At 30.3% G+C, this 13,935-nt stretch carries 15 protein-coding genes; 10 read left to right on the plus strand and 5 right to left on the minus strand.

What is annotated here, in order from left to right; genetic code table 11:
- Window positions 1-8: 8 nt before the first annotated feature.
- Together CD034_RS03725 and CD034_RS03730 are read right to left on the minus strand one after the other, a co-directional pair.
- Window positions 9-203 (minus strand): DUF2197 domain-containing protein, encoded by a 195-nt coding sequence (locus CD034_RS03725; RefSeq protein WP_002449988.1) that lies wholly within the window; start codon window positions 201-203, stop codon window positions 9-11.
- Between the two features lies 1 nt (window position 204).
- Window positions 205-690, minus strand: coding sequence for a hypothetical protein (locus CD034_RS03730; RefSeq protein ID WP_002450004.1), 486 nt, complete (start codon window positions 688-690; stop codon window positions 205-207).
- 138 nt (window positions 691-828) lie between these two features.
- Here CD034_RS03730 and CD034_RS03735 point away from each other — a divergent pair, with 138 nt between their 5' ends.
- The 3 genes from CD034_RS03735 to CD034_RS03745 all read left to right on the plus strand — a co-directional run bounded on the left by CD034_RS03735 (window position 829) and on the right by CD034_RS03745 (window position 6,367).
- Window positions 829-1,104 carry an Fpa/YlaN family protein gene (locus CD034_RS03735; protein WP_019835862.1) on the plus strand — a complete coding sequence of 92 codons (276 nt, stop codon included), beginning with the start codon at window positions 829-831 and terminating at the stop codon, window positions 1,102-1,104.
- Between the two features lie 245 nt (window positions 1,105-1,349).
- On the plus strand, window positions 1,350-2,582 hold the full coding sequence (gene ftsW / locus CD034_RS03740) for a cell division peptidoglycan polymerase FtsW (RefSeq protein WP_002455484.1): 1,233 nt from the start codon (window positions 1,350-1,352) through the stop codon (window positions 2,580-2,582).
- Between the two features lie 335 nt (window positions 2,583-2,917).
- Window positions 2,918-6,367, plus strand: coding sequence for a pyruvate carboxylase (locus tag CD034_RS03745; RefSeq protein WP_049431717.1), 3,450 nt, complete (start codon window positions 2,918-2,920; stop codon window positions 6,365-6,367).
- 123 nt (window positions 6,368-6,490) lie between these two features.
- Here the strand turns inward: CD034_RS03745 and CD034_RS03750 are convergent, their stop codons facing one another.
- Window positions 6,491-7,411: a COX15/CtaA family protein gene (locus CD034_RS03750; protein WP_049431714.1), complete on the minus strand. Its 921-nt coding sequence runs from the start codon at window positions 7,409-7,411 to the stop codon at window positions 6,491-6,493.
- Window positions 7,412-7,649: 238 nt separating this feature from the next.
- Here CD034_RS03750 and cyoE point away from each other — a divergent pair, with 238 nt between their 5' ends.
- The 4 genes from cyoE to CD034_RS03770 all read left to right on the plus strand — a co-directional run bounded on the left by cyoE (window position 7,650) and on the right by CD034_RS03770 (window position 10,909).
- A complete protein-coding gene (gene cyoE, locus CD034_RS03755; RefSeq protein ID WP_002449983.1) occupies window positions 7,650-8,561 on the plus strand; it encodes a heme o synthase in 912 nt (303 codons plus the stop codon).
- A 29-nt stretch (window positions 8,562-8,590) separates the two neighbouring features.
- Complete coding sequence (locus CD034_RS03760; protein WP_002450009.1) at window positions 8,591-9,052, plus strand: DUF420 domain-containing protein; 462 nt, start codon at window positions 8,591-8,593, stop codon at window positions 9,050-9,052.
- Between the two features lie 342 nt (window positions 9,053-9,394).
- Window positions 9,395-10,456, plus strand: coding sequence for a CAP-associated domain-containing protein (locus tag CD034_RS03765; RefSeq protein ID WP_002449976.1), 1,062 nt, complete (start codon window positions 9,395-9,397; stop codon window positions 10,454-10,456).
- Between the two features lie 18 nt (window positions 10,457-10,474).
- Entirely contained in the window at window positions 10,475-10,909 is a 435-nt protein-coding gene (locus tag CD034_RS03770) for a YlbF/YmcA family competence regulator (RefSeq protein WP_002449999.1), read from the plus strand.
- A gap of 175 nt (window positions 10,910-11,084) precedes the next feature.
- Here the strand turns inward: CD034_RS03770 and CD034_RS03775 are convergent, their stop codons facing one another.
- On the minus strand, window positions 11,085-12,020 hold the full coding sequence (locus tag CD034_RS03775; RefSeq protein WP_049431710.1) for a lysophosphatidylglycerol phospholipase D: 936 nt from the start codon (window positions 12,018-12,020) through the stop codon (window positions 11,085-11,087).
- A 144-nt stretch (window positions 12,021-12,164) separates the two neighbouring features.
- Here CD034_RS03775 and CD034_RS03780 point away from each other — a divergent pair, with 144 nt between their 5' ends.
- A complete protein-coding gene (locus tag CD034_RS03780; protein WP_049335442.1) occupies window positions 12,165-12,416 on the plus strand; it encodes a DUF2129 domain-containing protein in 252 nt (83 codons plus the stop codon).
- 17 nt (window positions 12,417-12,433) lie between these two features.
- Here CD034_RS03780 and CD034_RS03785 read toward each other — a convergent pair whose 3' ends face one another.
- Window positions 12,434-12,823 carry a DUF7147 family protein gene (locus CD034_RS03785; RefSeq protein WP_049335444.1) on the minus strand — a complete coding sequence of 130 codons (390 nt, stop codon included), beginning with the start codon at window positions 12,821-12,823 and terminating at the stop codon, window positions 12,434-12,436.
- Between the two features lie 70 nt (window positions 12,824-12,893).
- On the opposite strand from CD034_RS03785, the gene rsmD reads away from it, so the two are divergent.
- Together rsmD and coaD are read left to right on the plus strand one after the other, a co-directional pair.
- Entirely contained in the window at window positions 12,894-13,445 is a 552-nt protein-coding gene (gene rsmD / locus CD034_RS03790) for a 16S rRNA (guanine(966)-N(2))-methyltransferase RsmD (protein ID WP_002450015.1), read from the plus strand.
- Window positions 13,438-13,923, plus strand: a complete 486-nt coding sequence (coaD, locus tag CD034_RS03795) for a pantetheine-phosphate adenylyltransferase (protein ID WP_002450001.1) — start codon at window positions 13,438-13,440, stop codon at window positions 13,921-13,923. Before rsmD ends, coaD begins: the two co-directional genes overlap by 8 nt.
- Window positions 13,924-13,935: the final 12 nt, after the last annotated feature.

Genomic DNA, 13,935 nt, shown 5'->3' on the forward strand with positions numbered 1-13,935 from the left:
AAAGTATACTATAAGTTTTCATTTGGAAAATGGAGATTAAATTTACGATTTTCATTTGGTCGTTGTCTAGGTGTGTCTAATCGACTTTTACAGTCACTACACATGAATGTTTTGATTGGATTATTACGTAGACGTTTAGCTTCAACTGTACGTTCATCAATTAAGACCTTAGTATCACAAATAATACATTGTACTTCTCGCAACTTAAATCACCTCAATACGAGTTACATATTTAAAGTTATATGAATAGGCGTTCTCCTCGGGGTTATAAACAAAGCTATCTACTGAATTATCATCGTACAATCTCTTACCATCTTTAGCAAATTGGAAAAAAAGATAAGGTAATAATTCTAATGGGATTTCAATTGAAGATGTATCATTTGAAAGTTTAATTGTAGTTGCACTTTCTAAAGGCTCTGCATTTTTAAAAAATGGTGTCATATTTATTGCAAATGAATCTTCTAATACAGCACGTTTACGATACTTAATTTCAGAGTTTAAAGTAGGAGGATTGGTTTGTCCTTCTAAAATCGCTCTATTCCATTCGCGGTTATCTTCAAATTTAATAGGTTTAGTTCCTTCAAAAATACCGTTTTCAATATCCTCTATTTTTACTTTTCTATCATCAAAAATCCATGTTGTACTATCTAAAGTAATAGGAAATTTGACATCTCCTTTAATTTGAATCATCTTGCCCACTCCCTAGTTTCAATCTAACTATTATTTTATCATAGTTAGATTGAAGGGTTTATTGAATAAACTTGCTTTTTAAAAGGTAGTAGGATAAACTTCTGATATGAAGATATTTAATGATAGGGGGAGAATGTGATGCCGAAGCAAATGAACATAAATAGTGAAGCTTATGAGCAATTAAATCAAGATGCTGACCGAATCTTGCATTTAATTAAGGTTCAAATGGATAATTTAACTATGCCATCTTGCCCACTATATGAAGAGGTTCTCGACACACAAATGTTTGGTTTACAAAAAGAAGTAGACTTTGCTGTGAAACTTGGTTTAGTTAATAAAGAAGACGGTAAAAGTTTAATGCTTCGTTTAGAAAAAGAATTATCTAAATTGCATGAAGCATTCACAAACGTATAACTCTAAGTCTAATGCTTTTAATATGAAAGTGTTATAATGAGCAAGAATTAATATATGTAATAAATTTATGATAGTGACTGAAATGTTATGTAAATAATATTTTCAGTCCTTTTATTTTATTTTTTACATTTATGTTTGTTAATTAATAATTACAAAGTATATAATAGTTTAGACAGAATTTAATTTGATAAATCGTTTTAATGAGCATATATAGTTTAAATTTTTAGAATTGGATGATCTTTTTTATGAATAATTTAAAAAATATATTTCGATACATAGGTAGAACCTCTAAGTTTATCGATTATCCATTATTAATTTCATATGTTATTTTGTGTTTTATAGGTTTAGTGATGGTTTACAGTGCCAGTATGGTGGCAGCTACTAAAGGGACATTAACAGGTGGCGTTGAGGTTTCAGGTACATATTTTTATAACAGACAATTAATTTATGTTATCATGAGTTTTATTATTGTCTTTTTTATTTCATTTATGATGAATATAAAAGTTTTTAAACAATCAAAAATTCAACAGTGGATTATGATTATCATCTGTGTCCTTTTAATTTTAACATTATTGGTAGGTAAAAATATCAATGGTTCAAAAAGTTGGATAGACTTAGGATTTATGAATCTACAAGCTTCAGAGTTGCTAAAAATTGCTTTAATTCTTTATATTTCTTATGTATTAAGTAAAAAATTACCACAGTTAAGAGGTAATTTAAAAATTATCAAAGGACCAGTTATTTTAATTATCCTTTGTTTAGGTTTAGTACTTTTACAAGGAGATATTGGACAAACATTATTAACATTAATTATTATATTATCAATGTTTTTATTTGTAGGTATAGGTGTTAAGAAAATAGTAAAAGGACCTATATTATATATTATTCTTGGATTTATTCTTATTGCTGGGTTCTTTATTTTCACCGGAATGATGCCAGAATATTTAAAAGCACGTTTTAGTACAATTTACGATCCTTTTAGTTCTTCTTCAGGAACTGGGTATCATTTATCCAATTCATTAATGGCAATCGGAAATGGAGGATTATTTGGTCGAGGATTAGGTAACGGTATCATGAAACTGGGCTATCTTCCAGAAGCGCATACAGATTTTATTTTCGCAGTAATTTGTGAAGAATTGGGACTGGTCGGTGCCTTATTAGTAATTGGATTATTATTTTTTATTGTATTCCGTGCATTTGTATTAGCCACTAAAACATCTTCATATTTTTATAAATTAATATGTGTTGGTGTAGCGAGTTATATTGGTAGTCAAACGTTCGTAAATTTAGGGGGTATATCAGCCACGATTCCTCTTACAGGGGTGCCTCTTCCATTTATAAGTTTTGGTGGTTCGTCTATGATCAGTTTAAGTATTGCTATGGGATTATTATTGTTAGTAGCAAGACAAATTAAAGTTGAAGAAAAAAGAACGATAAAAAATAAAAAATCCAAAGTGGATATTCCTAGACAATATTAAAATCACTTAATTATAGGTGTAAATATGTAACTAACATTATTGAGAGTGGAAGCGAGTATTAAAAAATTTGCTTCCACTCTTTTTACATTTATGTGACAAGTTAAAGGATTACTGGTCTAGAGTAGCGTCTTCAAATTATAAATGATAATATAAAGTTATTAAGTATAATAAATATTAATGATTACATTTTAAAATAGTGATTAAGCTAACCTATTTACTATATTTTCATTTTATAAATTGTATGTAAAAAAGTAATAGCTTTCTCATTTATTTTAAGATAAAATTTTATTATCTAATTAGTTAGAATATTCAAATTATAAAGGGGTGTTTCTTCTTTGAATCATATAAAAAAATTATTAGTAGCCAATCGTGGTGAAATTGCAATTAGAATTTTTAGAGCAGCAACGGAATTAAATATTCAAACAGTAGCAATTTATTCAAATGAAGACAAAAATTCATTACATAGATATAAAGCCGATGAATCATATTTAGTGGGAAAAGATTTAGGACCTGCCGAAAGTTATTTAAATATTGAACGCATTATTGAAGTAGCAAAACGTGCGAATGTAGATGCAATACATCCAGGTTATGGCTTTTTAAGTGAAAATGAAGAATTTGCAAGACGTTGTAATGAAGAAGGCATAACATTTATTGGCCCGCACCTAGACCATTTAGATATGTTTGGTGATAAAGTAAAAGCAAGAACAACTGCAATTAAAGCAAATTTACCAGTTATACCAGGAACAGATGGACCAATTGAAAATTTTGATGCAGCAAAGGCATTTGCTAAAGAAGCAGGGTTCCCTCTGATGATTAAAGCCACAAGTGGTGGTGGTGGGAAAGGTATGCGTATTGTTCGCGAAGAAAGTGAATTAGAAGATGCGTTTCATCGTGCGAAATCTGAAGCACAAAAATCATTTGGTAATAGTGAAGTATATATCGAAAGATACATCGATAATCCAAAACATATTGAAGTTCAAGTTATTGGCGATGAATATGGTAATATTGTTCATCTATATGAGCGTGATTGTTCTGTACAACGTCGTCATCAAAAAGTAGTTGAGGTAGCACCATCTGTAGGTTTACCTGATGAATTAAGAGAACGTATTTGTCAATCTGCATTACAATTAATGAAAAATATCAAATATGTTAATGCTGGAACAGTGGAATTTTTAGTATCTGGGGATGAATTCTTTTTCATTGAAGTCAATCCGCGTGTTCAGGTAGAGCATACGATTACAGAAATGATTACAGGAATTGATATAGTTAAAACTCAAATTTTAGTGGCAGATGGAGCAAGCCTATTTGACGAACGTATCGCTTTACCTCCTCAAGAAGAAATCCAAACACTTGGTTATGCTATTCAATGTCGTATCACTACTGAAGATCCTACAAATGATTTTATGCCAGATTCTGGTACGATTATTGCTTATCGTTCAAGTGGTGGTTTTGGTGTACGTTTAGACGCAGGAGATGGCTTCCAAGGCGCTGAAATTTCACCTTACTATGACTCACTATTAGTGAAATTATCTACTCATGCCATTACTTTTAAACAAGCTGAAGAAAAAATGGAACGCTCTTTACGAGAAATGCGTATTCGTGGTGTGAAAACAAATATCCCATTTTTAGTTAATGTCATGCGTAATGAAAAATTCCGAAGTGGAGATTATACAACAAAATTTATTGAAGAAACACCGGAATTATTCGATATTGCACCTACATTAGACCGTGGTACTAAAACATTAGAATACATTGGGAATGTAACCATTAATGGTTTTCCGAATGTCGAAAAACGTACGAAGCCAGACTATGAGTCAACTTCGATTCCGCAAGTTTCAAAAAAGAAAATTCAAAGTCTATATGGTACAAAACAATTACTAGATGAAAAAGGGCCTAGTGGAGTTGCGGATTGGGTTAAAGCACAAGATGATGTTTTAATTACTGATACGACATTCCGTGATGCGCACCAATCTTTACTTGCTACGCGTGTACGTACAAAAGATATGTTAAATATAGCTTCTAAAACTGCTGAAGTATTTAAAGATAGTTTTTCTTTAGAAATGTGGGGTGGCGCTACTTTTGATGTAGCATACAACTTCTTAAAAGAAAATCCTTGGGAGCGTTTAGAAAAACTTAGAAAAGCGATTCCAAATGTATTATTCCAAATGTTATTAAGAGCTTCAAATGCTGTGGGTTATAAGAATTATCCTGATAACGTAATTCAAAAATTTGTAGATGAAAGTGCTAAAGCAGGTGTAGATGTTTTCCGTATTTTCGACTCATTAAACTGGGTAGATCAAATGAAAGTGGCAAATGAAGCGGTACAAAAAGCAGGTAAAATTTCGGAGGGTACTATTTGTTACACAGGTGATATTTTAAACCCAGAACGTTCAAATGTGTTCACTTTAGATTACTATGTTAAATTAGCTAAAGAATTAGAACGTGAAGGTTTCCATATTTTAGCAATTAAAGATATGGCTGGCTTATTAAAACCTAGAGCAGCATATGAACTGGTTGGAGAATTAAAAGCTGCAGTTAATTTACCAATACATCTACATACACATGATACAAGTGGAAATGGTTTATTAATCTACAAACAAGCCATCGATGCTGGTGTAGATATTATCGATACAGCTATTGCATCGATGAGTGGCTTAACAAGTCAACCAAGTGTGAACTCTTTATATTATGCATTAGATGGATTTAAACGAAATATGCGTACAGATATTCAAGGTTTAGAAGAATTAAGTCACTATTGGAGTACTGTTCGTCCATACTACGTTGACTTTGAAAGTGATATTAAGTCACCTAATACAGAAATTTATCAACATGAAATGCCAGGTGGTCAATACTCTAATTTAAGTCAACAAGCTAAAAGTTTAGGTCTTGGTGAACGTTTTAATGAGGTCAAAGATATGTATCGTCGTGTTAATTTCTTGTTTGGAGATATCGTTAAAGTGACACCATCTTCAAAAGTGGTAGGAGATATGGCGTTATATATGGTACAAAATGATTTAGATGAACAATCGATTATTGAACAAGGTTATAAATTAGATTTTCCTGAATCAGTAGTGTCATACTTTAAAGGTGAGATTGGTCAACCAGTAAATGGCTTTAATAAACAATTACAAGATATTATTTTAAAAGGTCAACAACCGCTAACTGAACGTCCAGGAGAATATTTAAAACCAGTAGATTTTGATGAGATACGAGAACAATTACAAGATAAAAATTATGGTGAAGTGACTGAGCAAGATATTATAAGTTATGTACTTTATCCAAAAGTATTTGATCAATTTATTCAAACTAGACAACAATATGGTAACTTATCATTACTTGATACACCGACATTCTTCTTTGGTATGCGTAACGGGGAGACTGTAGAGATTGAAATTGAAAACGGAAAACGTTTAATTATTAAACTTGAAACAATTAGCGAAGCAGATGAAAATGGTAACCGAACAATTTATTACGTGATGAATGGTCAAGCACGTCGTATTACGATTAAAGATGAAAACATAAAAACAAATGCGAATGTAAAACCTAAAGCAGATAAAACAAATCCAAATCATATAGGAGCTCAAATGCCAGGAAGTGTGACTGAAGTTAAAGTTTCAGTAGGTGATGAGGTTAAAGTAAATCAACCACTATTAATTACCGAAGCAATGAAAATGGAAACAACAATTCAAGCTCCGTTTAATGGAGTGATTAAAAAAGTTACTGTTGGAAATGGTGATGCTATTGCAACGGGAGATTTATTAATCGAAATTGAAAAATCTGAGTAGGTATTAAAAAGTTTAAAAGCATAAGATAGAAAGTTAAATGACATTCTATCTTATGCTTTTTTTCATAAAAAACACGTTAGAGATTATATGTTCTACAATAACTCTAACGTGTCTTTTAAAACTTTATTTAATTTTTGTATTTTCACTTCTAATTGAACGAAGCATGAGTAAAATAAAGTAAGCGATTAAGCCAAAAAGTATAGTAATACAAAGTGCATGTAGCAATGCAACAATTAAATTAACATGTGTCATTACAGACAATGCGCCCGTAATCACTTGTAAAATAATTAAAATAAATGCGGCAGTATAACCATATCTAATTGTACGGTTCTCAGAATAATTTTTGATGGCATGAATAAATGTGATCATAATCCAACAAAAAGTGATAAGTGCCATACCGCGATGTGCAAATTGTACCCAATCTTGCTCAGTATGGGGTACTAAATCATTAAACGGTAATGGCCAGCTTCCATATGCTAAACTTGCTTTAGCATGGCGAACCAAAGCACCAGTATAAATAGCGACATAAACAACGCCCGTCATAATCCAAGTAAGATTGCGCAATGGTTTTTTTATAAATAATTCATCAGCCTCATATTTTTTATCCACTTCAAAAATAATAAGCATTAATACGAATACAGAAGAAAAACTAATTAATGAAATCCCAAAATGTAAAGCTAAGACATAAGAATTTTGTTGCCAAATAACAGCTGCTGCACCAATCAAGGCTTGAATTAATAGAAAAGCAACACTAATAATTGCTAAAGGTTTAACCTCTTTAATGTATCCTATATTTTTCCAAGCTGTGATGGCCAACCATAACACAACAATTAATGATAAACCTGATACAGCTCGGTGACTCAATTCAATGATTGTAGCAATTGGCAAATTCTGAGGTAATAAAGCACCGTGACATAAAGGCCATGAAGCACCACAGCCATCTTCAGAGCCCGTCTTAGTTACTAAGGCGCCCCCAAGTTGTACCATTGCCATAATAATTGTTGCTACGATTGATAACCATTTAAGGTTTCGTTTGTTAAACAAGTTTAAACACCCCGCCATTAATTTAAAATATTTTGTAATATGATATCCATTTATGCTCTGATTTTAATATAAAAGATATAATTATAAATATTACCACTATTATACTACAATAATTAAAGACAAAAAATTAGTGAAACAGAAAGTCGTTAAAGTGTCACAATTTAAATAAATATAACCTAGCCTTTTATAAGTAATTATTATATCATAATACTATATGAAAATTTTAAGGAGGGGAACCATGAGTAAAGAACACACTTTATCACAGCCGTCAAGTAGAGTGTCTTTTAAAGAACTACAACAAATTATTAAAATGGGCTTGGTACAGGGTAACTTAATTCCTGCTTTTGCAGGCGCTTGGTTAGCTATTGTAATGACAAATCATTCCTTCCTATCGTCAATACCTCAAATCCTATTAATGTTGATAGGTTCGACATTAATTATGGGTGGTGCTTGTGCATTAAATAATTATTATGATCAAGATATTGATAAAATTATGCCAAGTAAACAAAGTAGACCAACAGTAAACGATAGAATTTCTGATAAACATTTATTGATGTTAAGTTTTGGTATGATGTTAGTAGGAGAAGCATGTCTATTCTTATTAAATGTGCCATCAGGTGTTTTAGGACTTTTTGGTATAGTAGGATATGTATCATATTATTCAATCTGGTCTAAAAGACATACGACTTGGAATACAGTAGTAGGAAGTTTTCCAGGCGCTGTACCACCTTTAATTGGATGGACAGCTATTGATGGACAAATCAGTCTTGTAGCTTTTGCTTTATTTTTAGTTGTCTTTTGTTGGCAACCTATTCATTTCTATGCTCTAGCTATTAAACGTAGTGATGAATACTCATTAGCAAATATTCCTATGTTACCTTCAGTAAAAGGTTTTAAACGTACAAGAATAAGTATGTTTATTTGGTTAGTATTATTATTACCATTACCTTTCCTATTATCTAGTTTAGGCACTACGTTTGTTGTATTAGCAACTTTATTAAATTTTGGATGGATTTTTATAGGTTTAACAACATTTAAGAAAAATACCGATCAAACTAAGTGGGCAACAAAAATGTTTATCTATTCACTAAATTATCTAGTAGTATTCTTTGCATTAGTCGTTGTCATCTCTTTAATAAAAATGATTTAAAATATCTAAGTTAAATAAGGATGGAACATATGAGTTTACCAATTCTACCAACTATTAGTACAAGCTGTATCGTAATTAGTGCTATTTTAGTAGCGATAGGATGGTGGCAAATTGCTCATCGTCATGTTAATACTCACAAAAAAGTTATGTTATGGGCAGCATTTTTCGCATTAACGTTTTTTATTATTTACTCAACTCGAACGATATTTATAGGTAATACAGATTTTGGTGGTCCAGATTCTGTTAGAACATATTATAAGATATTCTTAATCTTCCACGTTAATCTTGCTACGATTGGTGGCGTATTAGGATTAGTTCAAATTATTACTGCATTTAAAGATAAATTTAAATGGCATAGAAGAATCGGACCTGTCGCTTCAATTATATGGTTCTTTACTGGCATTACAGGTGTGGCAGTATACTTATTATTATATGTAATTTATCCAGGTGGAGAAACTACATCGTTGATTAAAGCCACACTAGGTTTATAACAATATTGAATAATTTTAAAGAATAGCCTGGGACATAATGAGTTGTCTCAGGTATTTTTAATATTTGGGTAGTCGATGATCAAATTGTTAAGGAGGACGACGAATTCAAAATGAATTCTGATTCACTTCCTTTTTTATCATGAAATAACAACAGTGGATTCTATATTGATATGATAAAATTGTTTAGTATAAGCTATGTCTTAATATTAATTGTTTATTTTATTTGTAAATAGGTATAATGTAGTTTAATTAATAAATTTGGAGTTTAGAAAAAATGAATGACTTGATTGTTAAAATAGTTATTTTGTACAATATATGTAATTCTAAAGAGGTGGGGGAGTAATGACTAAGTTAGTAATTAAAGTTTTAGGAATCGTATTTTTAATTACATTTCTAATTTATTTATTTTACTCACCAAGATTAAAATTTGATGTCCTTGAAAATCCTAATAACAACAATAAAATAAGTCATTCAAATCAAGAATCACATTCCGTGAAAAAACAGACTGAAAATCCTGCTCCCAAAAATGGGATAGGTACTTGGATAGGTAAAGATATTAATTATCTTACAAATAAATATGGACAAGCAAATCGTACATACCCTGTTAAAGGCGGATATACTGATTATATATTTAAGAGAAAGCAACAATATTATATTGTCACTACAAAACATGACGAAATTAAATCTGTTTATGCTACTGGAGAAAAAGCTCAAACCGAATCATTAAAAATCAATGAAAATGCTTCACATATATTTGAAAAAACTAGTATTAATCCTGACCCCTCTTTTAAAGTGAATGGAAAACAATATAATTTTGAGTTATCAGATGAAGATATTAAAACTCAAACTCTAATTAAATATGGTAATGTTTATGCTCAAGTTTATGTAGATCAACAATCAAATCGAATTATGGGTATTCGATATCTAGATAAAGAACTATTAGCATTTATAAAACCGTATCAATTAACAGATGAAGAAGATATATCAGATGATAAATTTAATAATGACAGAAATAATAAAAATTCATTACCATATGAACAAAACCCAAATCAATTGATAACACTCTATGAAATTACTAATCAAATGAGAGATTTAAAACATATTCCACCATTGAAAGTAAATTCAGACATATCACACATTGCTTCAGCAAACTTATATGAAGCAACTGGTACAGAAGATGTTGAATTTACAGAAGGTGCACTTAAGAGCCAACTTGATAACGAAAATATTGATTTTATAGCTACAAGTCAAAATGTGGGTTATGATTTCAATGATGTGCCTACATTAATTCATAGTTGGATGAATTCGGATATACACCGTTCAAGAATGTTAAATAAAAAGTATAATGAAATGGGTGGAGAAGTAATGAGAAATTATTATTCACTTATTTTTGTACAAAAATAGGTTGTGAGGTGACCGATAATGTATACAGAGGAAACATTATCAATTTTAGATGAAATTGAAGATTTATCAGACATGATTGTACAATCAAAAGTGTATTTTAATTATAGAGAAGCTCAAAAAAAACTTAAACAAGATGATGAAGCACATTTATTGTATCAAGCTTTTTTAAAATCAAAAGAACGTTATGATGAAGTGATGCGCTTTGGTAGATATCACCCAGATTATCAAAATGTCATGTTAGATACACGTCGACGTAAGCGAGCTTATGAAATGTTGCCTAATGTAATGGATTACAAATCTAAAGAAGTACAATTACAAAATTTAATAGATGAAGTGTTGACTAAAATCGCATTATCTGTGTCAGAAAATGTAAAGATTGAAGTGGGTAATCCATTTTTTAAAACAGATTCTAAAGGTTGCGCCTCAGGAGGCACATGTAATTGTAGTTTATAATTAAGAATAAAAATCTAGTAAATCAGAGGTTGAGTTGCAAAATTAGATGTAAGTATATTTTTATTTTAGTTATTGATGATTAATATATTAAAAGAATCTGAGACAATGATGATATATGTCTCAGATTCTTTTATGCATATAGTTTAATTTTATATAATATATAAAATAAGTGTATTTAACTTAAGGTATGCTGTTTTAGTAGTGATTTAAATTGTTTACCTAAATCAGGACGGTCAGTAACAATGGTGTGAACACCTTTTTGATACAAATCATACATTAAGTCAACACTATTGATGCCATAATAACCTGGCACAATATTTAATAAGTTAAGCCATTGAATAAAATGAGTTGATGATAATGGGATACCTTTGAATTTTATAGGCATTTGAAATGTGTCAGCATGAGGATGATAATGATAGCCTAGTCCTAAAATAAACTTAATCACACCTTCAGTCACTTCATGTTGACTTGCGCCAGTAGCGATTTCTCCATTGCTTATTGCTCTAAAACGTTCATTTTGTTCTTTATGAAAACTCGTTACAAGTACACGTTTCTCAGCATGATGATGCTTTATAATATCATACATTTTTTTAGGCGCAATAGATCCTTCATAACTACTTGGAGCATCTTTTAAATCTACATTGATATATTTGCTAGGGTACATTTCTAAAAGTTCATCGAAAGTTAAAATTCTAGCTTGTTGATGCCCTCTGTAAATATGTCGACCATTGATATCAGTAAAATGAAATCCTGCATCTAATTTTTTTAATTCTTTTAGTGTGTAATCACATACTTTTCCTGAACCATTAGTAGTACGGTCGACTGTAGCGTCGTGAAAAACAATCAATTCTTCATCTTTAGTTAGTCTCACATCTGTTTCAAAGCCATCTAAACCATAATCAACAGCATTATCGAAAGCTAATTGTGTTTGTTCTGGTCGAACTGACATTCCACCTCTATGTGCAAAAATATAAGGTGCTGGTCCATTAAAAAAGTAAGGTATGTCTTTAAGCATGTTAGGCTTTTGATTTCTTTTTAAAAGTAATAAACTGCTTAGTATACCCATACTAGTGATACCCAAATTAAAAAAATTCTTCTTAATGTGTTTCAAGGTATAACCTCCTAAAGTTCATTTAAAATTAATAATTAAATCAATATTTTTTGAAAGTTAAGTATTGAGATAATGAATGTATTTTATAAAATTATTAGTCATGGTATAGTAATTATGCATAATAAATGGAGTGAGTGAAATAATATGGAATTGATTCCAAGAGTTAGCTTAATTATTTACTTAAAGCATATTAAACATGAAAGACAGATACGTAAATATGGACATATTGTTTATACTAATAAACCTCGAAAGTATGTAGTAATGTATGTTAATGAACATGAAGTAGACGATATTCTCCAGAAATTAATGAAATTAAAATATGTCTTACATATTGATGGATCCCCCTATAAAAACTTGAAAAAAACATATGATAAAGAAAAGCATGAAATGCTTTAAGATGTATTTAAAAATTGTTATTGCATCGGTGGGATCCAATTTTGTAAACGAAGTACGCTAATTAAATATTTAAAATATAAATCATTCGTATGAAATGCATTTGGCGGTTGAACATCAATGCCGACAATAGGAATATCATACGATTGAGCTTGTTCATTAATCATCTCAAATTTTTTATTACTACTTGGGTAGGGATATTTTAAAGCGTTTAACATCATATACATGGCTTGAAATTGTTTACCGGTCGTAGGATTCATAATAATTGCGACTGACGATAATTGTTTGTCTGACTGTGGTGTATGGAAATAGACAACCTTGTCTATTCTTGCATGATTATATTCAATAAGAGTAAGAAATTCGAATAAATCTGTAAGTCCTTCTCCTAAAATAATAAATGATTGTTTCATAAATATTTAATTCTCCTTTTTCAAAACAAATTATAGTAAATAAATGAATGAAATGGAAGTGTAAGTCAAAATGAGAGTCATTGCTGGAAAACATAAAAGTAAACCACTAGAGAGTTTAGAAGGACGCAATACACGTCCAACAATGGATAAAGTTAAAGAAGGTATTTTTAACAGTTTACATGAAGTATACGGCTTAGGTTTAGACTTATTTGCTGGTAGTGGTGCTTTAGGAATTGAAGCACTTTCTAGAGGTATGGATAAAGTTATATTTGTAGACCAAAACTTTAAAGCAGTTAAAGTGATCCAAGCTAACTTGAAACAATTAAATTTAGAGGAACAATCTGAAGTATATAAAAATAATGCAGATAGAGCGTTAAAGGCTATCAATAAAAGAGACATTCAATTTGATTTTATTTTTTTAGACCCTCCTTATAATAAAGGGCTAATAGATAAGGCTCTAGACCAAATTTCTAAGTTTAATTTATTAAAAGAACATGGTATTATCATTTGTGAGTTTAGTAATCAAGAAAAAATCAATACATATGATTTTGAAGTAATTAAGCAATATCATTACGGTTTAACAGATACTTTGTTATTAAAAAAAGGAGAACACAATGACTAAGACAAAAGCAGTCATTCCAGGTAGCTTTGATCCTATTACTTATGGACATTTAGATATTATCGAAAGAAGTTCTGATCGATTTGATGAACTTCATGTATGTATATTAAAAAATAGTAGTAAAGCAGGTACATTTTCTATTGAAGAACGTATGGAATTAATACGTGAATCTGTAAAACATTTGCCAAATGTGAAAGTACATAATTTTAATGGATTACTTGTCGATTTTTGTGATAAAATAGGCGCTAAAACAATTATTCGTGGCTTAAGAGCAGTGAGTGATTTTGAATATGAATTACGCTTAACTTCAATGAATAAAAAATTAAATAGTAATGTTGAAACAATGTATATGATGACAAGTACAAACTATTCATTTATTAGTTCAAGTGTTGTGAAAGAAGTGGCTCAATATAAGGCAGATATTTCAGATTTCGTACCTAGTCATGTTGAAAGAGCATTAAAAGAAAAATTTGAAGATTAAAAAATTAGCGTA

The organism is Staphylococcus hominis subsp. hominis (genome assembly GCF_002901845.1).
Classification (GTDB): domain Bacteria; phylum Bacillota; class Bacilli; order Staphylococcales; family Staphylococcaceae; genus Staphylococcus; species Staphylococcus hominis.